Source organism: Achromobacter sp. D10 (assembly GCF_035282245.1).
Taxonomy (GTDB): domain Bacteria; phylum Pseudomonadota; class Gammaproteobacteria; order Burkholderiales; family Burkholderiaceae_B; genus Achromobacter; species Achromobacter insolitus.
Genome location: NZ_JAYJLE010000011.1, coordinates 40,601 through 60,939, shown reverse-complemented (window position 1 = coordinate 60,939; position 20,339 = coordinate 40,601). Strand labels below are relative to the sequence as shown.

Annotated in this window: 15 protein-coding genes, 1 tRNA gene and 1 other RNA gene; 4 read left to right on the top strand and 13 right to left on the bottom strand. The window is 66.7% G+C overall.

The window, feature by feature from the left end:
• Positions 1-98 precede the first annotated feature (98 nt).
• The gene (locus tag VCS63_RS23270; protein WP_076815036.1) at positions 99-1,487 is read left to right on the top strand and encodes a sodium:solute symporter; all 1,389 of its coding nucleotides are present in this window, start codon (positions 99-101) and stop codon (positions 1,485-1,487) included.
• Positions 1,488-1,520: 33 nt separating this feature from the next.
• Entirely contained in the window at positions 1,521-2,573 is a 1,053-nt protein-coding gene (gene speB, locus VCS63_RS23265; RefSeq protein WP_063643133.1) for an agmatinase, read from the top strand.
• On the opposite strand, the gene VCS63_RS23260 is transcribed toward speB, so the two are convergent.
• The 13 genes from VCS63_RS23260 to VCS63_RS23200 all read right to left on the bottom strand — a co-directional run bounded on the left by VCS63_RS23260 (position 2,570) and on the right by VCS63_RS23200 (position 18,366).
• The gene (locus VCS63_RS23260; protein WP_323881096.1) at positions 2,570-3,097 is read right to left on the bottom strand and encodes a carboxymuconolactone decarboxylase family protein; all 528 of its coding nucleotides are present in this window, start codon (positions 3,095-3,097) and stop codon (positions 2,570-2,572) included. The two genes, speB and VCS63_RS23260, sit on opposite strands and share 4 nt — an antisense overlap.
• A gap of 11 nt (positions 3,098-3,108) precedes the next feature.
• The gene (locus tag VCS63_RS23255; protein WP_042794710.1) at positions 3,109-3,903 is read right to left on the bottom strand and encodes an ABC transporter permease; all 795 of its coding nucleotides are present in this window, start codon (positions 3,901-3,903) and stop codon (positions 3,109-3,111) included.
• Between the two features lie 2 nt (positions 3,904-3,905).
• Complete coding sequence (locus VCS63_RS23250; protein WP_042794711.1) at positions 3,906-4,715, bottom strand: ABC transporter ATP-binding protein; 810 nt, start codon at positions 4,713-4,715, stop codon at positions 3,906-3,908.
• Positions 4,708-5,748 (bottom strand): ABC transporter substrate-binding protein, encoded by a 1,041-nt coding sequence (locus tag VCS63_RS23245; RefSeq protein ID WP_042794712.1) that lies wholly within the window; start codon positions 5,746-5,748, stop codon positions 4,708-4,710. The genes VCS63_RS23250 and VCS63_RS23245 overlap by 8 nt, the downstream gene beginning before the upstream one ends.
• Positions 5,749-5,759: 11 nt before the next feature.
• Positions 5,760-7,019 (bottom strand): CaiB/BaiF CoA transferase family protein, encoded by a 1,260-nt coding sequence (locus VCS63_RS23240; RefSeq protein WP_063643139.1) that lies wholly within the window; start codon positions 7,017-7,019, stop codon positions 5,760-5,762.
• A 106-nt stretch (positions 7,020-7,125) separates the two neighbouring features.
• A complete protein-coding gene (recR, locus tag VCS63_RS23235) occupies positions 7,126-7,734 on the bottom strand; it encodes a recombination mediator RecR (protein WP_063643141.1) in 609 nt (202 codons plus the stop codon).
• A 19-nt stretch (positions 7,735-7,753) separates the two neighbouring features.
• The gene (locus tag VCS63_RS23230) at positions 7,754-8,080 is read right to left on the bottom strand and encodes a YbaB/EbfC family nucleoid-associated protein (protein WP_042794716.1); all 327 of its coding nucleotides are present in this window, start codon (positions 8,078-8,080) and stop codon (positions 7,754-7,756) included.
• 45 nt (positions 8,081-8,125) lie between these two features.
• Positions 8,126-10,246 (bottom strand): DNA polymerase III subunit gamma/tau, encoded by a 2,121-nt coding sequence (locus VCS63_RS23225; RefSeq protein WP_323881095.1) that lies wholly within the window; start codon positions 10,244-10,246, stop codon positions 8,126-8,128.
• A 214-nt stretch (positions 10,247-10,460) separates the two neighbouring features.
• An RNA gene (ffs, locus tag VCS63_RS23220) (signal recognition particle sRNA small type) lies at positions 10,461-10,558 on the bottom strand.
• A gap of 210 nt (positions 10,559-10,768) precedes the next feature.
• Positions 10,769-14,233, bottom strand: coding sequence for a UvrD-helicase domain-containing protein (locus VCS63_RS23215; RefSeq protein ID WP_323881094.1), 3,465 nt, complete (start codon positions 14,231-14,233; stop codon positions 10,769-10,771).
• Positions 14,234-14,236: 3 nt separating this feature from the next.
• A complete protein-coding gene (locus tag VCS63_RS23210) occupies positions 14,237-16,900 on the bottom strand; it encodes a PD-(D/E)XK nuclease family protein (protein WP_063962213.1) in 2,664 nt (887 codons plus the stop codon).
• Between the two features lie 87 nt (positions 16,901-16,987).
• The gene (locus VCS63_RS23205) at positions 16,988-17,152 is read right to left on the bottom strand and encodes a hypothetical protein (protein ID WP_164793197.1); all 165 of its coding nucleotides are present in this window, start codon (positions 17,150-17,152) and stop codon (positions 16,988-16,990) included.
• Between the two features lie 14 nt (positions 17,153-17,166).
• The gene (locus VCS63_RS23200; protein ID WP_063643193.1) at positions 17,167-18,366 is read right to left on the bottom strand and encodes an MFS transporter; all 1,200 of its coding nucleotides are present in this window, start codon (positions 18,364-18,366) and stop codon (positions 17,167-17,169) included.
• Positions 18,367-18,675: 309 nt separating this feature from the next.
• Here VCS63_RS23200 and VCS63_RS23195 point away from each other — a divergent pair.
• A tRNA-Arg gene (locus tag VCS63_RS23195) sits at positions 18,676-18,750 on the top strand.
• A gap of 377 nt (positions 18,751-19,127) precedes the next feature.
• Complete coding sequence (gene pbpG, locus VCS63_RS23190) at positions 19,128-20,327, top strand: D-alanyl-D-alanine endopeptidase (protein ID WP_063643197.1); 1,200 nt, start codon at positions 19,128-19,130, stop codon at positions 20,325-20,327.
• Positions 20,328-20,339: the final 12 nt, after the last annotated feature.

Below are 20,339 nucleotides of genomic sequence, written 5' to 3'. Positions count from 1 at the left end.
CATACCGATAAGCACTTGAACCGGGGCCTACGCTTTCGCGACATCGATGTCCGCGTCCGGCGCATCCTCGGTCCCGCCAACAAAATGGGGAAACAAGCATGATTCTGGATATCGTTGTCGTCGTTGCGTATGCCGCGGCGATGCTGCTGCTGGGTTGGCACGGCATGAAACGCGCCAAGACGCGCGAGGAGTTTCTGGTGGCCGGACGCAACCTGGGGCCAGGCTTGTACATGGGCACGATGGCCGCGACCGTGTTGGGCGGCGCCAGTACCGTCGGAACCGTGCGGCTGGGATATGTGCACGGCATCTCGGGTTTCTGGCTATGCGCCGCCTTGGGCCTGGGCATCATCGTGCTGAACCTGTTTCTGGCCAAGCCGCTCCTGCGCCTGAAGGTCTACACCGTCACCCAGGTGCTGGAACGGCGCTACAGCCAGCGAACCCGGCGCTTCAGCGCGCTGGTCATGCTGGCGTATGCGCTGATGCTGGCCGCCACTTCGGTGATCGCGATCGGCACCGTGCTGCAAGTGCTGTTCGGCCTGCCGGTCTGGATCGCCATCGTGTTGGGTGGCGGCGTCGTGGTGGTGTATTCGGCCATCGGCGGCATGTGGTCATTGACGCTGACAGACATCGTCCAGTTCCTGATCAAGACCGTCGGCCTGATCTTCATCCTGCTTCCCCTGTGCATGCTCAAGGCTGGGGGCTGGGACGCGTTGGTGGACAAGCTGCCGGCCTCCGGTTTCGGCTTTACGTCGATAGGCTGGGGCACCATCGTCACCTATTTCGTCATCTACTTTTTCGGCATCCTGCTGGGGCAGGACATCTGGCAGCGCGTCTTCACGGCCCGCAGCGGCGCGGTGGCGCGGGCCGCTGGCACAGCGGCCGGCGTGTACTGCATCGCGTACGGCCTGGCATTGGCGCTGATCGGCATGGCGGCAAGGGTCCTGCTGCCCGAACTGCCCGATGCCAACAACGCCTTCGCCGCCATCGTGCGGGCCACCTTGCCCGACGGTATGCGCGGCCTGCTGATCGCGGCCGCGCTGGCTGCCATGATGTCCACGGCAAGCGCCGCCCTGCTGGCGGCCTCGACCACCATCACGGAAGACCTGCTGCCCTGGATGCTTGGCCGCCCGGCCGCGCACGACGTGCGCGCCAACCGGTTGTATACGCTGCTGGCGGGCATCGCCGTGCTGGGCATTGCGCTGGTGGTGGACGACGTGCTCAGCGCCCTCACCTGCGCCTACAACCTGCTGGTGGGCGGAATGCTGGTCCCGTTGCTGGGCGCTATCTACTGGAAACGCGCAACCACCCGTGGCGCCATCGCCAGCATGATGCTGGGCTGCACGGCGGCCATCGTGCTGATGGTCGCCGACGGGCTGGATTCGAACTGGCCGATCCATGGCGGGCTGGCTGCGGGACTGCTGGGCTTTGTCGCCGTCAGCCTGTACGGCAAGCCGGATGCGGCGCCTGCCAACGCCAGTGCCGTCTGAGCGATTTCCCCCGTCTGAAAAGGAGACCTATCCATGGCATTCAGTCCTGAAGCCCTGCAAGCCTTGCGCGCCAAGTACGGAGGCGAGAATGAATCCGTCATCCACGACGGACATTTTCGCGCCGTGGCGCGCGACGTCATCGACGAGAGCGGGGTGCGGCAAGCACCTTACGCCGGTATCCCCACGCTACTGGATGCCCCGATCCGCCACATCGACTGGGCTGCGCCCGATTTCGGCGACCTGGAGGCCGCGCTGTTGGGCGTCCCCATGGACCTGGGCATCAGCAACCGCAGCGGTTGCCGCTTCGGGCCTCGCGCCCTGCGCGCCATCGAGCGCATCGGCCCCTACAACCACGTCCAGCGGATCGCGCCCACGCGCGCGCTGCGCGTGGCGGACATCGGCGATGTTCCTCTGAGCAGCCGCTTCAGCCTTGAGCAGTCGCACGCCGACATCGAGGCCGCCTATCGCGTGCTCCACGCCGCCGGCGTGATACCGGTATCCGCGGGCGGGGATCATTCGATCACTCTGCCCATTTTGCGGGCCCTGGGTCGGCACCGGCCCGTGGCGTTGGTGCATATCGATGCGCACTGCGACACCGGCGGCCCGTTCGACCAAAGCCGCTTCCATCATGGCGGCCCCTTTCGCCAGGCAGTCCTCGACGGCGTGCTGGATCCGATCAAAACCATCCAGATCGGCATCCGGGGCTCTTCCGAATACCTGTGGGAATTCTCGTATGACTCGGGGATGACCGTGATCCACGCGGAGGAAGTCTGCGCGCTGGGCATTCCAGCCATTGTGCGCCGTGCCCGCGAGGTGGTGGGCAACGCCCCCGTCTACGTCAGTTTCGACATCGACGGCCTGGACCCGGCCTATGCCCCCGGCACGGGAACGCCGGAGGCGGGCGGCCTCACGATGCGTGAAGCCTTGGCGCTGGTGCGCGGCCTGGCGGGCCTGGACGTCATCGGAGGCGATCTGGTGGAAGTATCTCCAGCCTATGATCCTTCCACGCTTACGGCCCAGGCGGGCGCGCAAATACTGTTCGAGATCCTGACGCTGGTGGCGTTGGCGCCCCGCAGAGGAACCTAACGATGGTCGTGCGAATGCACCTGCAACGCTTCCAGGAAGCGCGACACCATGTTGTAGGCAGCCACCGTCGCGGTCAGTTCGACCATGAGCTTGTCGGAGCCCATGGCGGCCCGGGCCGCCTGGAACACCGGTTCCGGCACCTGAACGTGCCGCGTCATGGCGTCGGTATAGGCCAACACCGCCTTCTCGCGGTCGTTGAAGAGGCCTGAGCTTTCCCAGGAGTCCAGCGCGTCCAGCTGCGCCTGGGACACGCCCTCTTTGAGGGCGATAGGCGCATGCTGATCAGCCTCGTACGGTGCGCCATTGATGGCCGCCACCCGCATGATCACGAGTTCGCGAAGGTCGCCGGGCAAGGTGCTGAGCTGGCGGATCGAGGTGAGGTAGTTGAGCCACCCGCCCGCCACGGCGGGGCTGTGCAGCAGCATCTGATACAGGTGCAGCACGCTGCCCCGTTCGGCGACGATGCGATCGACCAGGGGCTTCGCTTCAGGGTGAGCCAGGTCGGCGTACGGTAGACGGGCCATGACAACTCCAATCAGATCTTTTCGGTTTCGCCGGATCTCGGCTGCCATTTCATCAGGCGTTTTTCGCCTATGCCGACCACGGCGTCCAGCACCAGCGCAAATGCGGTCAGCACAATGATGCCCGCGAACACGGTGTTTACGTCGAACGTGCCTTCCGCTTGCAGGATAAGGTAGCCCACGCCGCTGGCAGAGCCCAGGTATTCACCCACGACCGCGCCGACGAAGGCCAGGCCCACCGAGGTGTGCAGGCTGGAGAACACCCAGCTGGTGGCCGAAGGCAGGTACACGTGCCGCAGCAACTGGCGCCGCCGCGCACCCAGCATCCTGGCATTGTCGAGCAAGGTGGGGCTGACTTCGCGCACGCCCTGGTAGACGTTGAAGAACACGATGAAAAACACCAGCGTGACGGCCAGCGCCACCTTGGACCAGATGCCCAGGCCGAACCACATGCCGAAGATGGGCGCCAGGATCACGCGCGGCATCGAATTCGCGGCTTTGATGTATGGGTCCAGGATCGCGCTGGCGCCGGGCGACAGCCCCAGCCACAGGCCGAAGCCCAGCCCCGCGATCGTGCCGATGAAAAAGGCCAGCACGGTCTCGGTCAGCGTCACGCCCAGATGCGTATAGATGTCCGCGTTGGTGACGAACCAGGCCCAGATGCGCCCCCATACCTTCAGCGGCTCGCCGAAGAAGAACGCCACTTTCGGGTCGCGCGACGCGACATGCCACACCAGCAAAATGACGACGAGCAGCAGCAACTGCCACAAGCGCAGGCTGGCCGAACCGGGTTTGATCAGCTTGGGCATGCTCAGACTCGCTTTTGTTGGGCGTAGCCCTTCAGGACTTCTTCGCGCAGCACGCCCCAGATGGCGGCGTGCAGTTCCACGAAACGCGGATGCGTGCGCACTTCGGCCACGTCGCGCGGACGCGGCAGGTCGATGGTGAATTCGCCAATGGGATGCGTGCCCGGCCCTGCTGACAGCACCACCACGCGGTCGCTCATGGCGATGGCTTCGTCCAGGTCGTGCGTGATGAACAGCACGGCCTTGCGTTTGGCCATCCAGAGATCCAGCACCTCGTTCTCCATGAGCTGGCGGGTCTGGATGTCCAAAGCCGAGAACGGCTCGTCCATCAGGATGATGTCAGGGTCGCGGATCAGCGTCTGCGCCAGCATCGCGCGCTTGCGCATGCCGCCCGACATCTGATGCGGATAGCGGCCTTCAAAGCCGCCCAAGCCGACGCGGCGCATCCATTCGCGGCCGCGCTCGAGCGCTTGCGGACGCGGCACGCCGGCAAAGTCCAGGCCGGCCACCACGTTGTCCAGCGCGCTGCGCCAAGGCAGCAGGGCCTCGCCCTGGAACATGTAGCCGGCGCGCTCGTTGATGCCGGACAGGGGCTGTCCGAACACCTGCACCCGGCCCGACGACGGCGCCAGCAGGCCGGCGCTGACGTTGAGCAGCGTGGACTTGCCGCAGCCGGTCGGGCCCACCACCGACACGAACTCCCCCGGCGCGATGGCCAGGGAAGTGTCGCTGACGGCGGTGTAGCGCTGCGAGCGGTCGTCGCGGGAGACAAAGGTGCAGCTGATGTTTTCCAGCGACAGCGCGGCTTCAGCCATTGGGGTACTTCTCGTTGGCGCGGCGCGCGTAGTCGTTGGTCCAGACCTTGGACGGATCGATCTTGGCGCCGTCGAAGTCCGCTTGATAGGCTGCCAGCGCCTTGAGCGCGGTGGCCGCGCCGTCCTCGGGGATCATGCCATCGGGCGACAGGCCTTCCAGGCTCTTGGCAATGGCGGCCTTATAGACGGCGGGATCGCCCAGCAGATAGGTTTCCGGGACAACCTTGGCGATCTCGTCGGCGCCGGCCTTCTGGATCCACTTGTCGGCGCGCACCAGGGCGTTGGCCAGGGCCTGGGTGGTGTTGGGATTGGCGTCGATAAAGGCTTGCGGCGCGTACAGGCAGCCCGCCGGCATGTTGCCGCCGAAGATGTCCTGGGTGTCCTTGAGCGTGCGCGTGTCCACGATGATCTGGATGTCGCCGGGCATTTCCAGCATCGACACCACCGGGTCGGTGTTGGAAATGGCATCGATCTGGCCGCTACGCAAGGCGGTCACCGCGCCTGCGCCTGCGCCCACGCCGATGATGGAAACGTCCGAGGCCTTCAGGCCGTGCTTGGCCAGGAAGAAGCTGACCACCATGTTGGTGGATGAGCCCGGCGCGGTCACGCCGATCTTCTTGCCCTTCAGGTCGGCGGCGCTCTTGTAGTTGGGCAGGTTCTTCTTCGACACGCCCACGCCGATCATCGGAGCGCGGCCCTGCAGCACGAAGGCGCGATAGGCCTGGCCCTTGGACTGCATGGACAAGGTGTGTTCGAACGCGCCCGATACGATGTCCGCGCTGCCGCCCACCACGGCCTGCAAGGCCTTGGAGCCACCCGCGAAGTCGGCAATGCTGACGTCCAGCCCTTCGTCCTTGAAGTAGCCGCGGGCTTCCGCGATGGACAGGGGGAGATAGTAGATCAGCGGCTTGCCGCCGACGGCGATCTGGACCTTGGTCTTCTCCAGCTTCTGCGCGCGCACGATAGCGGGCGCCATGCCCATGACGCCGGCGGCGCCGGCCATCTTGAGCAGATCACGGCGAGTGACTGACATGTGGTTGTCTCCTAGTTGTCGGGCAGACCGATAGCGCCGGTCTTCGCCAGCTCTTCTATAGCCGCTGAATCATACCCCAGCGATTTCAGGACTTCCTCGGTATGTTCCCCTAATCTCGGACCCACCCAGCGCGTCTCTCCGGGCGTCTCCGACAACTTGGGCACCACGGCTGGCAGCTTGACGGGCGTGCCGTCGGGGAAGCGATGTTGCTCTATCATGCGGCGCGCCAGGAACTGCGGGTCGCTGAACATGTCGGCCACGCTGTAGATCTTGCCCACGGGCACGTCGGCGCCCTTCAGGATGCCCAGCGCCTCCTCGATGCCGCGCGCGCCGCACCATTGCTGGATAGCGCCGTCGATCTCTTCCACGCGCCTGGCGCGGCCGTCGTTGCGCACCAGCGCGGGGTCCGTCGCCAGGTCGTCGCGGCCAATGGCGCGCATCAGCCGGTGGAAGATCGCGTCGCCGTTGCCGGCGATGACGATGTTCTGGCCATCCCGGGTGGTGTAGGTATTCGAAGGCACGATGCCCGGCAGCGCGCCGCCGGTGCGTTCGCGCACGACGCCGGCCACGTCGTATTCGGGCACCAGGCTTTCCATCATGTTGAACACGGCTTCGTACAGCGCCACGTCCACCATCTGCCCCTGCCCCGCCTGGCAATCCGCGCCCTGCTTGCCGTTCCAGCGCCCGCCCGTGGCGTCCCGGTGGCGCAGCGCCATCATCGCGCCGATCACGCCGTGCAGCGCCGCGATGGAATCGCCGATGGAGATGCCCACGCGCAGGGGCGGCCGGTCCGGATGGCCGGACACATACCGCAGACCGCCCATGGATTCGCCGATGGCGCCGAAACCCGGCTGGTCTTTCATGGGACCAGTCTGCCCGTAGCCAGACAGGCGCACCATGATGAGCGCAGGGTTGACGGCACGCAGTTGCTCATAGCCCAGGCCCCACTTCTCAAGCACGCCGGGCCGGTAGTTCTCGACCACGACATCGGCGTCCAGCGCCAATTGGCGAGCGATTTCACGCGCGCGCGGGTCCTTGAGGTTAAGTGCGATGGATTGCTTGTTGCGGGCCTGCACCGTCCACCAGAGGGAGTTGCCTTCGTGCAGATGGCGCCAGCTGCGAATGGGATCGCCGCCGCCCGAGCCGTCAGGCCCATGCGGCGTTTCCACCTTGATGACGTCGGCGCCGAATTCGCCGAAGATGCGCGCGGCGAACGGGCCGGCAATGAGCGTGCCGAGTTCCAGGACCTTCAGTCCGGTCAGCGCTGACATCGTTTGTCTCCTCGCTTTTGCTTAGGCGGCCCTCGATGCGTTGCCGAAGGCTCACGATTTTGTACTGACGGGGCCCGCGCCGGCGAGCAGGCGGAGGGCGTAATCTTCAGGTGGTCTTGCGCTCCATCAGGGCCCACGCGATAGTGCCGGCGTCCACGTATTCGAGTTCGCTGCCGGCGGGCACGCCGCGCGCCAGCCGGGTAACGCGCAGGCCGCGTTCGCTGAGCGCCTCGCCCAGGAAATGCGCGGTGGTCTCGCCTTCGGCCGTGAAGTTGGTGGCCAGGATGACTTCCTGCACCACGCCGTCGGTGGCGCGCTTGATCACCCGCTCGAAATCCAGTTCGCGCGGGCCGATGCCTTCCAGGGGCGCGACGCGGCCCATCAGCACGTAGTACAAGCCACGATAGCCGTGACTGGACTCGATCATGTTCTGGTCGGCCGGCGTCTCGACGATGCACAGCAGAGAGGGATCGCGCTTGGGGTTGATGCAGGTGCCGCAGACCGCTTCTTCCGAGAAGCTATTGCAGCGTGCGCAATGCTTCAGGTCCCGCACCGCGCCCGCCAACGCCTGTCCCAGCATGTCCGCGCCTTGCGGGTCATGTTGCAGCAAGTGATAAGCCATGCGCCGGGCAGAGCGCACGCCCACGCCAGGCAGGCGCCGCAGCGCCTCGATCAACGAGACGAGCGGCTCGGGTTCAGGCAATAGCGGGTCCATTGCGGCCTTGGGGCTGCGCTTAGAAAGGCAGCTTCATGCCCGGGGGCAAGGGCATGCCAGCGGTAACCGACGCCATCTTTTCCTGCGAGGTCGCCTCGGCCTTGCGCAGTGCGTCATTGAACGCGGCGGCGACCAGGTCTTCCAGCATGTCCTTGTCGTCACCCAGAAGCGACGGGTCGATGGCAACGCGCTTGACGTCGTGGCGGCAGGTCATGGTGACCTTGACCAGGCCGCCACCGGAGGCGCCTTCGACCTGGATCTCGGCCAGCGCGTCCTGCGCCTTCTTCATGTTTTCCTGCATTTGCTGCGCCTGGCGCATCAGGCCGGCCAGTTGTCCTTTCATCATGATCGATGCTTCCTTGAATGAGGGGAATGAGAGATGGCCGCCGCTTCAAGCAGCGGCAGCGGGGGAATCGACGTGACGGATCGAGCCGGGCACGACCTGGCCGCCGAAATCGGCAACCAGTGCCTGCACGAAAGGATCGACGGCGACAGCGTCCTCGGCGGCCTGTTGGCGAGCCGCGCGTTCGGCCTGGGCCACGGCATGCGCCGTCGCCTCGCCCGTTGCGCCGACCTCGACGTCCAGCCGTATGCCTTGGCCGAAATGTTCGCACAGCACCGTCTGCAGACGGACGCGGCTTTCGCTTTCCGCCAAAGTTTTGACGGCGACGCGCAGGACGATGGCATCGCCCTGCACGCCGGCCCATTCGCTTTGGCGCGCCAGTTCGGCCGCCAGGCCGGTGACCGGCAGGCGCGCGGCCAACTCAGGCCAGGTGTCGGAGGTCATGTCCGCCATGCGGGCGCGCGACTGCCGCTTGCGCGCGGACGGAGGGCCTTCGCGGCGAGCCGGGGCCGTGGGCGGCGGCGCAGCCGAAGGCGAGCTGGCCAGGGTTTCAAAACCATCGTCGTCGGGATCCGACGTGAAGCCGCTGTCAGGCGAGTAACCGCCTTCCGCTTCGAACGGGATTTCTTCGTCGACCCAGGCAGGCGGACCATCCGCGTCGTCGGCCTGGGGCGCAGGCGCGATAGCGGCGGCGGTAGCCGGCGTGACCGCCAGCGCCGCAGTGCCGGCAGCCTTGCCGGCGTCGGCCTCGGGAGCCGCGGGCGGCGCGGTGGGCAGATCTTCCCAGGGAGGCACGCTATCGCCCTGGGCGGTCTGCGGGGCCGCGGCGTCCGGTTCAGATGCCGCGGGGACGACATCCGGTACAGGCGCCTGCTCGGGGCTGATCACGGGCGCGGCGGGGGCCTCGGCCGGCGCGGGCGCCTGAACCGCAGAGGCCGGGACCGGCGCAGCGGCCGCTGGCGCTGCCGGTGTTGCGGCAACCGCGGGGACAATAGCGGCCGCCGTGACCGGCGCGGATGCCGCAGCCGCATCGGCGGTCTGGCGGGCGGGCGCGGCGGGCGCTTCCAACGCGGTCTGCGGACCGGCTTCGCCATTGAGCGCCAGCATGCGCAGGCAGGCCATGATGAAGCCCGCGTACTCGTCGGGCGCCAGGGTCAATTCGCTGCGGCTATGCACCGCCACGGAATAGAAAAGCTGCACGGCGTCGGGATGCAGCGCCTGTGCCAGCCGGGCGATGTCGCCGGCAAGAGGATCCTCGGCGGGCGTCACGCCGCGCACGCGCTGCTCGATGGCCACGCGCGACAGCAACACCGCCAGATCGGCCAGGGCGCCAGCGTAGGACAGACCGCGGATCGCCAATTCGTCCGCGACCGCGAGCACGCCCTTGGCATCGCCCGTGGACAGCGCGTCCAGCAGGCGCACCAGATGGCGCTGGTCGATCGTGCCGAGCATGCCGCGCACGGCATCTTCGGTCAGGTTGCCGGCGCTATAGGCGATGGCCTGATCGGTCAGCGACAGCGCATCGCGCATGGAGCCTGCGGCCGCCTGCCCGATCAGCCGCAGGGCGGGCACTTCGAATCCCACCGATTCCTGGCCGAGCACGGCCTGCAGGTGCCCGACGATGGAGTCGGCCGGCATCTGCTTCAGGTTGAACTGCAGGCAGCGCGACAGCACCGTCACCGGGATCTTCTGCGGATCGGTGGTCGCCAGTATGAATTTGACGTGGGGCGGCGGCTCTTCCAGCGTCTTGAGCATGGCGTTGAACGCATGCCCGGTCAGCATGTGGACTTCGTCGATCATGTAGACCTTGAAGCGTCCGGCGCCCGGCGCGTACACCGCCTGCTCCAGCAGCTGCGTCATTTCCTCGACGCCGCGGTTCGAGGCCGCGTCAAGCTCGAGGTAATCGACGAAGCGCCCGGAATCGATTTCCGTGCAGGCGCGGCACACCCCGCAAGGCTTGGAAGTGATGCCTGTTTCGCAGTTGAGCGACTTGGCCAGGATGCGCGAAAGCGTGGTCTTGCCCACGCCCCGGGTCCCGGTGAACAGCCAGGCGTGGTGCAGGCGTTGGGTGTCGAGCGCATGCGTCAGCGCGCGCACCACGTGATCCTGTCCCACGAGGGTATCGAACGATCGCGGCCGCCACTTGCGGGCCAGTACCAGATAAGTCATGGGTGGATTGTAGAGCCTGTTTCGCAAGCTGGCCCGAAATGGCCGGTCCAGCTTCCGGGGTTCGGCGCGGGAACAGGGCATTCATGCTCCGCGCGGCCTGAAACACAAAGGGGACGGGCTTATTCCCGTGGAACGTATCCTTGGAAAATAACCCCGTCCCCCTTGAAAGCGGCAACGTCATGGATAGACATGACACGCTGCTTTGAAGAATCCGGTTGGCGAGCCTTACTCCGGCACTGACCCTAAACGACTATGGCTGCTTCGTTCCCGACCTGACCAGGTTCACCGCCGAACCATGCGGAGGGGCCCGCCAGCCGAGATTCTAGCAGAGCTGCGCTTCGCTTGCTTGCTCGAATCTCGGCAGGCGGGCCCCGAGGGGCAATATGTGCGCCCCCGCCCCGGCCCTCCCCCCGAGGGGGAGGGGGTGGGACTTCGCTTCGCTGGTCCTTTTGGCTCGCTTCGCTTTGCCTTGCTTGCTTTGCTTGCCTTGCTTGCTTTGTCTATGCGGGCTTGGTTCTATCGCTACAGGTCGATCCAGGCGCGAGCCCGCGGGAAGTACAGCGCAGCCCGCGCGGCGCGGCCATCCAATGCCGTGACCTGCGCGCAATAGCGCAACAGCTGGTCGCCGTGCCGTTGCCGCATGCGCGCGGCGAAGGCTGCCGGTGACTCGCCTGGATGCGGCCGGCCGGTCTTGTAGTCGACGATGAGCCAGCCGTCCTCGGTGCTGAGCGCGAGGTCGATCACGGACACTTTGCCCGCGGCGTCGATCAGGGGCCATTCACGGCGCGCGCCGGATTGCGACAGCAGCCACAGGCCGCGTTCGTCCGCCAAGGTCGCTTGCAAGGTTTCCAGCACGGCTTCGGAGGCCGCGTCCGCCTGGCTGGCGGGTATGCCTGCGCGCGTCAATTGACGGCGCATGGCGGGCAGACGCTGGGCCAGCGCATCCGCGGACCAGGCCTGCACGCCGTCCTGGCCGATGCGCGCCAGCCACGCGTGCGACAAGGTGCCGATGGCCGCGTCGTAACCGGCTTCGAGTTGCCAGGCGGGATGTTCGCCGCCCTCGCCCCAGACGCCGCGCGCCGCGGCGCCAAAGCCCGGGCTGACCGCCACGTCCGCCAAGCGCGCCAGCTGCGCCAGGCCATCGCGGTCCACGCGCCGCAATGGCTCGCCCTGCCACTCGGGGCCGTCTTCCGCTTGCGCAATGGCTACGCCGTCCAGCGGCGGCGGGACTGGCACGGTCAGGCAAGGCCACAGGCGTCCCAGCAGGCTGGAGGACGACGGCGTCTTGGCCTGGCCGCTGGCCTCGTCCACCGATACGTGGCCCACCAGATGCAGGCGCTTGCGCGCCCGCGTTGCCGCCACGTACAGCAGACGGTCGATTTCATATGACGCGCGGCGCGCTTCGCGCGCCCCCAGGTAGCGCGACAAGGGATCCGCCTCGGTCTCGGCGCGCGGCTTGACCGGACCGAACAACACGCGGCCGCCGCTCTGTTCAAAGCGCACCAGCGGCGCCTGGTCGCCGCGCGGCGCGCGGTGCAGGCCGTAAAGAATGACCGTTTCGAATTGCAGGCCTTTGGACTTGTGCATGGTCATGATCTCGACCGCGCCCGCGTCTTCGTCCGCCGCGTCCGGCGCGGCGAACAGGCGCGCGATGCCCGCATCCAGCGCCGCCACGTCGATGGCGCCGTGCGGCGCCAGGCGCTCGACCAGCTGGAACAGGCTTTCCGCGTCGTTGGCGACGGACAGGCCGGCGTATAGCGCCGGGCCGCCCAATCGGCGCCATAGCGATTCCACCCAGGCCGCGAATGGCATGGCGCCCGAGGCATTGCGCTTGTCGAGCAAGATTTCCGCCACCTGGCGCAGGCGCTCGAATTCATCCGCGCCCAGCACGCTCTGCGCAGATGGCGCTTCGGGCGATTCGGGCGATTCGGGCGCCGCGTCGAACAAGGACCCCTGCGGCGCGCTGGTGGCTGTTGGCGGCGCGGCCTGCGACGAAGTCTGCGGCGGGATGCGCAGCGCGCGCTCCAGCAGCACCGGCACCGGCGTGATGTGATCGTCGCCGAAAAGGCGCTGCAAAGAGGTCAGCGTCAAGCCGCAATACGGCGCGCGCAGCACAGAGAGCCAGGCCAGGCGGTCGCCCGGGTGCGACAGGGCGCGCACCAATTGCACCAGATCGGCCACCACGGGCCTGAGCGCCAGCGGCACCAGGTCCACCGCGCGGCAGCGTATTCCTTCCTGGGCCAGCCTCCGGGTCAGGTTGCCCAGGTGGCTGCGAGCCCGCACCAGCACGGCGACGGGATGCTTGGCGCCTTTGTGATCGATCAGGGCCTGGCGCACCAGTTCCACCGCGATATCTTCGGCCTGTGTGTCGGCGGGGGCCGCGCCCTCGCGCGACCATGCCGGATGGAAACGCACTGCCGGTTCCGGCAGCGCTTCGTGAAAGGCGGTGGACGGACTGTAGGCAATCGCCCCCGCCGCCGCATCGCTGCGCCGCGGCAGCAGTTGCGCAAACGATTGGTTTACCCATTCGACGATGCCCGCCTGCGAACGGAAATTGTCGGTGAGGTTAAGGAAATCCGGCTGCAGTTCGCCCACGCCTATGTCCGCGACCTCCAGGAAGAGGCCCACTTCCGCCTTGCGGAAGCGGTAGATGGACTGCATCGGGTCGCCCACCAGGAACAGGCTGCGACCATCGCCCTGCTGCCAGCCCGAGGTGAGCGTGCGCAGCAGGTCCAACTGGGTCTGGCTGGTGTCCTGGAATTCGTCGATAAGCAGATGGCGGATCGAGGCGTCCAGCTTCAGCAGCAGTTCGCCCGGATCGTCGGCGCTGCCGAGCGCGGCCGCCGCGCGTTGCGCGATCTCGATGAAATCCACCTCGCCGGTGTCGGCAAAACGCAGCCGCAATTGCGCCACCGCCAACGCCAAGGTCATGAGCTGCGCGCCCAGCACTTCCCATTGGGCATCAGTGAAATGCGGCATGGGCACGTCGCGCACCGCATGCAGGCGCCGCACCCAGGCCGCGTCGGGGTCGGCGGATTCCAACCAGGCCACGAACGGTTCTTTGTGCGCGCACTTGGGCGGGAAGCCCAGGTTTTTGTTGACGGTCTTGCGCAGGGTACCCGTGCCGGTCAGCAGCAGATGCGCGACGGCTTGCCATTGATCAAGCGCGTCGGCGTCCGGCGGCAGTTCTTCGGTCCAGTCCAGCAAAGCCAGCAGCTTGTTTTCGCCTTCGACATCCTGCAGGCTCGTGGCGGCCAGCCGCGCCGGGCCGCAGAGCGCCTCGGCCCAGCCATAAGGCATCGCTTCGCAGAGCGCATCAAGGTCTTCCCCGATGGCCTCGGCCAGCATGGCTTCCATGCCTGTCCTGTCGGATCCGTGACGCAGCAGCGGCAGCCATTGGTCGCGCTGCCCCAGCATGCTGGCGATGGCCTCCTTGGCCGCCTGCACGTCCACGTCCAGGTGCTTGAGCAGGATGCGCACGGCTTCGTAGTCGTCGGCGAGATCCAGGGTGGCGCGCGCGGCGGCCTCGTAATGGGCGCGCGCATCGTCGGTGATCTCGGGCATGCCGCCCAGTTCCGACAGCCACGGCATGCTGCGCACCAAACCCGCGCAGAAAGAGTCGATGGTGCGTATCGCCAGCCGCGCGGGATGATCCAGCAGATGCCAGCCCTGCGCTTCGTTGCGCGCCAGCGCGGCGCGGGCCAGATCCCAGCTGCGGCGCTCGTGCATGGCTTCGGGCGGCGCGTCCAGTCCGCGGCGCAATTTGCTCAGCACGCGCGCATGCATTTCGGAAGCGGCCTTGCGCGTGAAAGTGATAGCGACGATTTCTTCCGGACGGTTCACTGTCGCCAGCAGCGCCAGGATCCGGTCCGTGAGCAGCTCGGTCTTGCCGGAGCCCGCAGGCGCCTGCACCAGGAACGAGCGCGTCGGATCCAGCGCGTCGGCGCGCGCCACGTGGTCGTGCGGCAAGCGTTCTTGTTCAGCCATGGCTCATGCGTCCTCATCGTCCAGATGCAAACGCAGGAACGGCAATGCATCGCAGTATTTCAGATCGTCGCGGCGGTACGCCACGTTGGCCGCATGACCTGCGGCATACTCGTCGGCCAGGGCTTCGATGGCCGTGCGCCAGCGCTGCCGTATCTCCACCCAGCTCAGGCCGTCGAAGTACTTGCTCTCGCTTGCCAACGTGACGCCAGGCACGCCCAGGTCCTCATCGGCCAGGCCTTGCGCGGCCACCTGGCGCGCATGGATCTGCGCCAGCACCAGGCCGGCCACTTCGCCGCCAGCCGCATCCGCCAGCACCGACGCATAAAACGGCAATTGCACGTTCACGGGGCGGCTGCGCGACCAGTCCGGTTCGGGCTTGGCTGCCGCCACGCCGGTCTTGTAGTCGACGATGACATTGCGGCCATCGCCCAGTGTGTCGATGCGGTCCAGCCGCAGTTTCAGGCTGAGCGCGCCACGTTGCCATTGATGGTTCTTTTCTACCTGCGCCACCGCGAAGGGCAAACGCTGCGCCTCCATGTCCAGCCAGGACGCCAGCACGGCCTGGGCGCGCTGGCATTCCAGCGTCTTCAAGGCGGGCGCATAGTCTTGCAGCTCTTCGTCCGCGGCCTGCGCCACCGCTTGCTCCAGCAAGGCAGGCAAACGGCCCGTGGCCATGATCTCGTGCAGCGCGTCCTGGTCGGGCATCATGCCCCACACCAATTCCAGCGCCTTGTGCAGGAACTGGCCGCGCACGTTGACGGTGGCCGCATCGGCATAAGGCGCCATTTCGCGTCCGCCCAGGCGATGCCGCACGAATGCCCACAGCGGATTGCGCGCCTGCGTGTCCAGCACGTCCAGCCCCCCGCCGCCCCGATTGCCGGCAGCCAGCGCCGGGCCTTGGGCGTCATCCAGCGATTCTTGCGGCAAGACGGCCTGGGCTTGCGCCACAGCGGGCGTCCAGTCCGTCAGTTCCGCCAGCGCGATCAATGGCGACGGGCGCAGTTCACGTTCGCCATCCATGTGGGCATGGCTGACGATGATCTCGGGCGCGCATCGGCAGAGCGCGGCGTACATGCCCTCGGCCCATTCGCGTTCGCGTTCCGGCGTGGCGCGCGGCGCCTTGGCCTGGCGCAGCACGGCCAGCGGCAGGAGCGGATTGGGCTTGGGCGATGCGGGCAGCACATCGTCGGTCAGGCCCAATAGCCAGACGCCGTCCCAATAGCCCCCTTCTGCTTCCAGCAAACCCAGCACGTCCAGGCGCGCCAGCGGGTCGCGCTGCGGCTGGAAAGAAGCGGAACGCGCCACGCTTTCCAGCAGGTTCACCGCCGCCACGCCCCCAAGGCGGCCGGCGGCCGGCGCCAGCGCGGAAAAGCTGCCCAGCGCGTCGCCCAACGCGCCCATCACCTGATAGCCGACGCTATCCAGCACGCCCTCGCCGGGAAAGCCCAACGCCATCAGGGCGGCTTTCATGCGCAGCATCCACACATCGCAGGTGGCCTGGCGGCCTCCCTGCGTCCATATCTCCATGGCCTGGCTCCAGGCCGGCGCCAACAGCGGCAGGTCCGCCAACAGCCTGCGCCAGTCCTGCGGACTGACGTGCAACTGCGCCTGACGCCGCCAGCGCGCATCAATCGAGGCCAGCCGCGCGCGGTCGCGCACATCGCCCGCGCAATGTCCGCCCAGCAACGCCGCGCCCAGCACCTCGACGCCGCAGCCCTTGCCTGGCGCGCATTCGGCCAACGCGCGCAGCCATGCGAGCGCGGCGCGCGCCATGGGCCATTCGTTCAAAGGCCGGCCCACCGCCACGTTGAACGCAAAGGCGGGTTCGCCGCCGCGTCCGGCCAGGGCCTGACTCAGCACGCGCCGGGCGAAAGGCGACTCCGCCTCCAGCTGCGGCGAAACGATGGCATAGCGGCCATGAGGATGCGCCTTCAGGCGTTCGGCCGCCCAGGCCGCGGCGGCGCGCCATTCCGCGCCTTGATCCGCCGCTTCGAACCGGCGCGCCGCCGTTTCGATCCGCTGCGCATCCCGCCATTGCACAACGGCCGCGCCCTGCTCTTCGAAGGCGCGCAGCAGCCGGCGGAATCGCGGCGAGATGTCTGTGAACCCAGCCAGCACCAAGTGTTGCGGAATAGGCAGGCGCCCGTCCTGCAACGCCCGCAGCACGCGCGCGTAGCCTTGGTTGGCGTCCTCGGCATCGATGCCGGCCAGCACTTGGCGATAGCGCGCGCGCCATTTCGCAAAGCCGCGGTACTCATCGGTGTCCGCCCCCGAAGGCACCTGCAGTTCCCATTCGTCCATGAGCAGGTCCGCATCCATGGACAGGCGCGCGGCCTGGCTGGCATCCAGCAACACGCGTTCGGCCTCTTCGGCTCGGATTGCCTCGGTCCATACCAATTGCGTGGCAAAACTGTCCAGCCGGTAAGCAGGCACTTCGTCATCTGCCTCGAACGCAAGTTCGTTGGCGGCATCGGCCAGCCATGCGGACAAGGGCAGGATGCGCGGCAATTCGCTGACCTGGCGCTCCTGGCGCAGCAGCCCCGCCAGCTCCAGCGTCAGGCGGCGCGACAGCCGGTTGTTCACCGTCAGCACGAGCGTATCGGCGGCGGACATGCCGCCGATGGCCGGCAGCGATAGATCGGGATAGGAAGGCGATGAGTCCTGCATGGGCACCCGGAGCGCCGCGGAGTAGCGGCGCGCAATGATGGAAGAAATACCGCCGTAGGATACCGCGAGGCAGATCGGAAAATGCGCCTAGAAGCCGCAGAGCGCGGCCAGGTTTTCCCAGTGGATCTGCATTTCGGGGAGGGTGTAGCCCCAGAACGCCAGGCCCAGGACGGCGGCCAGCGCAAGCACGCCCGCGACCCGCCAGCCGCGATGGCGGCGGGAGGCGGGTGCGGAATGCGCGGAGGATTTCATTGGCGATCCTGGAATCAGGCAGCGGCGGGCTGGGCCACCGGCTGTTCACGCACCGGCAGGCACAACAGCGCGGCAATGATGGCAAGCGCCACGCCCAGCCACCAGACTGCGTCGTAGTTGCCGGTCTTGGCGTAGGCATACCCGCCCAGCCATACGCCGATGAAACTGCCCAGCTGGTGCCCCAGGAAGACAATGCCCGACAAGGTGGCCGCGTAGCGCAATCCGTAGATCTGGCCGATCAGACCCTGTGTAAGCGGCACGGTCCCCAGCCAGAACAATCCCATCCACGCAGCGAACGCGTACAGCACCCATGGCGACAATGGCAGCCACAGCAACAGCAGGATGCCGAAAGCGCGCATGCCGTACACCACGGCCAGCAGACGCTTCTTGCTGTACTTGCCACCCAGCTTGCCGGCATAGAACGAACCCAGCACGTTGAACAGCCCGATCAGCGCGATGGCGGTTGCGCCCTGCCCCGCGCTCAGGCCGCCGTCGGAGACGTACGCCGGGAGGTGGAGCGTGATGAAGGCCGTATGGAAACCGCAGACGAAATAGCTCCAGAACAGGAAATGGAACGAAGGGTGGCGCACCGCCTGCTTGACCGCCGAGGCCAGCGATTGCTGCGGCCCGGTGTGGGCTTGGGGACGTCCGCGCAGGAAATAGGCAAGAGGCGCGCCGCAGGCGACGAACAGCGACAGCACCCACAATGCGCCCGGCCAGTCCAGGCCGCTGATCAGGACCTGGCCGGTGGGCACCACGGCGAACTGGCCCAGGGACCCTCCGGCGCTGGCGATGCCCATGGCCGTGCTGCGGTAGGCCGGCGGCACCGCGCGGGCCACCACTGGCAGGATCACCGGGAAGGTCGTGCCGGCCTGGCCGAGGCCGACCAGCACGCCGGCCGTCAGGTAGAGCGTGGCTTCGTCGGTAGCGAAGCGCGTGCCTATCATGCCCAGCATGTACAGCAGCGCGCCCAGGGCGATGGTGCGGCCCGAGCCGTAGCGGTCGGCCAGGACGCCCATGAAGATACAGGCCACCCCCCACACCAGGTTCTGCAGCGCGAAGGCCATGGAGAACACCTCGCGCCCCCAGCCCTGCGCCAGGCCCATGGGTTGCATGAACAGGCCGAAGGTGGCCCGCACCCCCATGGCGAGTAGCACGACCAGCGTGCCCACGATCAGGGTACGGATGAAATTCGTATCGGTTTGGCTAGACATGAAACCCGTTTTTCGTTGTTTTGGTTCGTCGCCCCCTCCTCGGGACGGTCCGGCGCGCAGCGCGGGACTCGGACATCATATACAAATAGCGTCCGGACTCCGGGAATATCCCCATTGAAGGTCGGGTCCGGGCATCGAAGCCGAGGCTCTGGATTTGGGGCTTGCGCCGCCTGCTGATAGACTTGCGTCCTGCGCCGAAGCCCGCGCCGCCAGTGCTAAACTCAGGCCCGGAAGTTTCGTAGCGATATCAAGGCCTTAGTGAGCAGGCATGGCCCCTGTGGCCCGCGCTGCCGCCAGATCCCACATCGTCTCGCCGTAGTTAAATGGATATAACCGGCCCCTCCTAAGGGTCAATTGGTGGTTCGATTCCACCCGGCGAGGCCATCTCCAGCGTCGATTCCGGCGCTTTTCTTTTCCCCGCGCACGCAGCGCGCCCCCGTATGGCGCATCCCTCGCCCGCGGGCGTGTCCGTCCCGGTCCCAGGGATAAAAGCCGCGCGTTCAGCCAGATGAGGGTTAATCCGGGCTACGCTCACGCGCGGCGTGCCGTTAGCTTCTCGGACTTGTCTTGTGACGAATTGAAGCGACGTCAATACGTCACTAATATTTTTTTCGACGATGATAGCGAATCGTCTTGCGCACGACTTGAAATTGCTGTTTAAATTCGACGCGTAAGCCTCTAATTCATCTGGACTTTTCCTGGCCCGACGAAACGCCGGCTTAAGAAACATTTACTGACAGACTGACAAGCCAGCTCAAACCATGGCATTTTCCTGGAAACGTGCGATTGCGAACGCGATAGCGCCTGCGGCGCTGGCGGTGTGCGCGCTCCTGCCCCCCGCCGCGCAAGCAGCAAAGAATACCGACCCCTGCAAGACCAACGCCAAATCGTCGGCCTGCAAGGCGCAACAAGCCAAGAAGGCTCCGGCCCCCAAGGCCAGCTCCGGCAAGAGCGCCTCGGGCAAACAAGCCGCCTCCTCCGCCAAAAAGGCTCCCCCCAAATCTTCCTCCGGCAAGAAAGCCGCCGCTCCCAAGGGCGGCAAACAGGTCGCAGCCAAGGGCACTCCGCCCAAGAAGGGCGCCGCCGCCGGCAAGAATGGCAAGCCGAACAAGCCCTCCCGCGCGCAGCGCGCCGCTGCCGCCGCCGCGCTGGGTTCGGCCGCCATGCCGCCGCCCGCTACTTCGGTGCGCGCCGAAGCCGCCGCGCTGCGCTCCAGCACCGCCTACGTGCAAGACCTGGAAACCTCCACGGTCATCTTCGCCAAGAATGAAAACGTCGTGCGTCCCATCGCTTCCATCTCGAAGCTGATGACCGCCGTCGTGGTGGTGGACGCCAACCTGCCCATGGATGAAATGCTGGAGATCACCGACGAAGACGTCGACGGCCTCAAGCACACCACGTCGCGCCTGCGCGTGGGCACCAAGCTGTCGCGCGGCGACATGCTGCACCTGGCGCTGATGTCGTCCGAAAATCGCGCCGCCAACGCGCTCGGCCGCCATTACCCGGGCGGCTTGCCCGCTTTCGTGGCCGCCATGAACGCCAAGGCGCAAGCCTTGGGCATGACCAGCACGCGTTTCATCGAACCCACCGGCCTGTCCAGCGACAACGTCTCGTCGCCGCACGACCTGGCCCGCCTGCTGCGCGCAGCATCCCAACGCCCGCTGATCCACCGCTACTCCACCGACACCGAGTACGAAGTCGAGGTCAACAACCGCACGCAGACCTTCCGCAACACCAACCTGCTGGTGCGCAAGCCCGATTGGGATATCAAGGTGTCCAAGACGGGCTACATCAATGAAGCCGGCGAATGCCTGGTCATGCTGGCGCGCATCAACGGCCGCGACCTGGCCATCGTATTGCTGGATTCGCAAGGCAAGCTGTCGCGCATCGGCGATGCGGTGCGCATCCGCCGCATCGTCCAGAACGAAGTCGCGTTGGCATCGATCCAGTCCGGAGGCTGAAGGCCCACCGCC

Excerpts from the sequence above, each read along its gene's own strand:
- VCS63_RS23255 (WP_042794710.1), bottom strand. The coding sequence starts at position 3,903 with ATGCCCAAGCTGATCAAACCCGGTTCGGCCAGCCTGCGCTTGTGGCAG.
- speB (WP_063643133.1), top strand. The coding sequence starts at position 1,521 with ATGGCATTCAGTCCTGAAGCCCTGCAAGCCTTGCGCGCCAAGTACGGA.
- pbpG (WP_063643197.1), top strand. The coding sequence starts at position 19,128 with ATGGCATTTTCCTGGAAACGTGCGATTGCGAACGCGATAGCGCCTGCG.
- VCS63_RS23215 (WP_323881094.1), bottom strand. The coding sequence starts at position 14,233 with ATGGCTGAACAAGAACGCTTGCCGCACGACCACGTGGCGCGCGCCGAC.
- VCS63_RS23205 (WP_164793197.1), bottom strand. The coding sequence starts at position 17,152 with ATGAAATCCTCCGCGCATTCCGCACCCGCCTCCCGCCGCCATCGCGGC.
- VCS63_RS23225 (WP_323881095.1), bottom strand. The coding sequence starts at position 10,246 with ATGACTTATCTGGTACTGGCCCGCAAGTGGCGGCCGCGATCGTTCGAT.
- VCS63_RS23210 (WP_063962213.1), bottom strand. The coding sequence starts at position 16,900 with ATGCAGGACTCATCGCCTTCCTATCCCGATCTATCGCTGCCGGCCATC.
- VCS63_RS23230 (WP_042794716.1), bottom strand. The coding sequence starts at position 8,080 with ATGATGAAAGGACAACTGGCCGGCCTGATGCGCCAGGCGCAGCAAATG.
- VCS63_RS23260 (WP_323881096.1), bottom strand. The coding sequence starts at position 3,097 with ATGGCCCGTCTACCGTACGCCGACCTGGCTCACCCTGAAGCGAAGCCC.
- VCS63_RS23270 (WP_076815036.1), top strand. The coding sequence starts at position 99 with ATGATTCTGGATATCGTTGTCGTCGTTGCGTATGCCGCGGCGATGCTG.
- recR (WP_063643141.1), bottom strand. The coding sequence starts at position 7,734 with ATGGACCCGCTATTGCCTGAACCCGAGCCGCTCGTCTCGTTGATCGAG.
- VCS63_RS23200 (WP_063643193.1), bottom strand. The coding sequence starts at position 18,366 with ATGTCTAGCCAAACCGATACGAATTTCATCCGTACCCTGATCGTGGGC.
- VCS63_RS23240 (WP_063643139.1), bottom strand. The coding sequence starts at position 7,019 with ATGTCAGCGCTGACCGGACTGAAGGTCCTGGAACTCGGCACGCTCATT.
- VCS63_RS23250 (WP_042794711.1), bottom strand. The coding sequence starts at position 4,715 with ATGGCTGAAGCCGCGCTGTCGCTGGAAAACATCAGCTGCACCTTTGTC.
- VCS63_RS23245 (WP_042794712.1), bottom strand. The coding sequence starts at position 5,748 with ATGTCAGTCACTCGCCGTGATCTGCTCAAGATGGCCGGCGCCGCCGGC.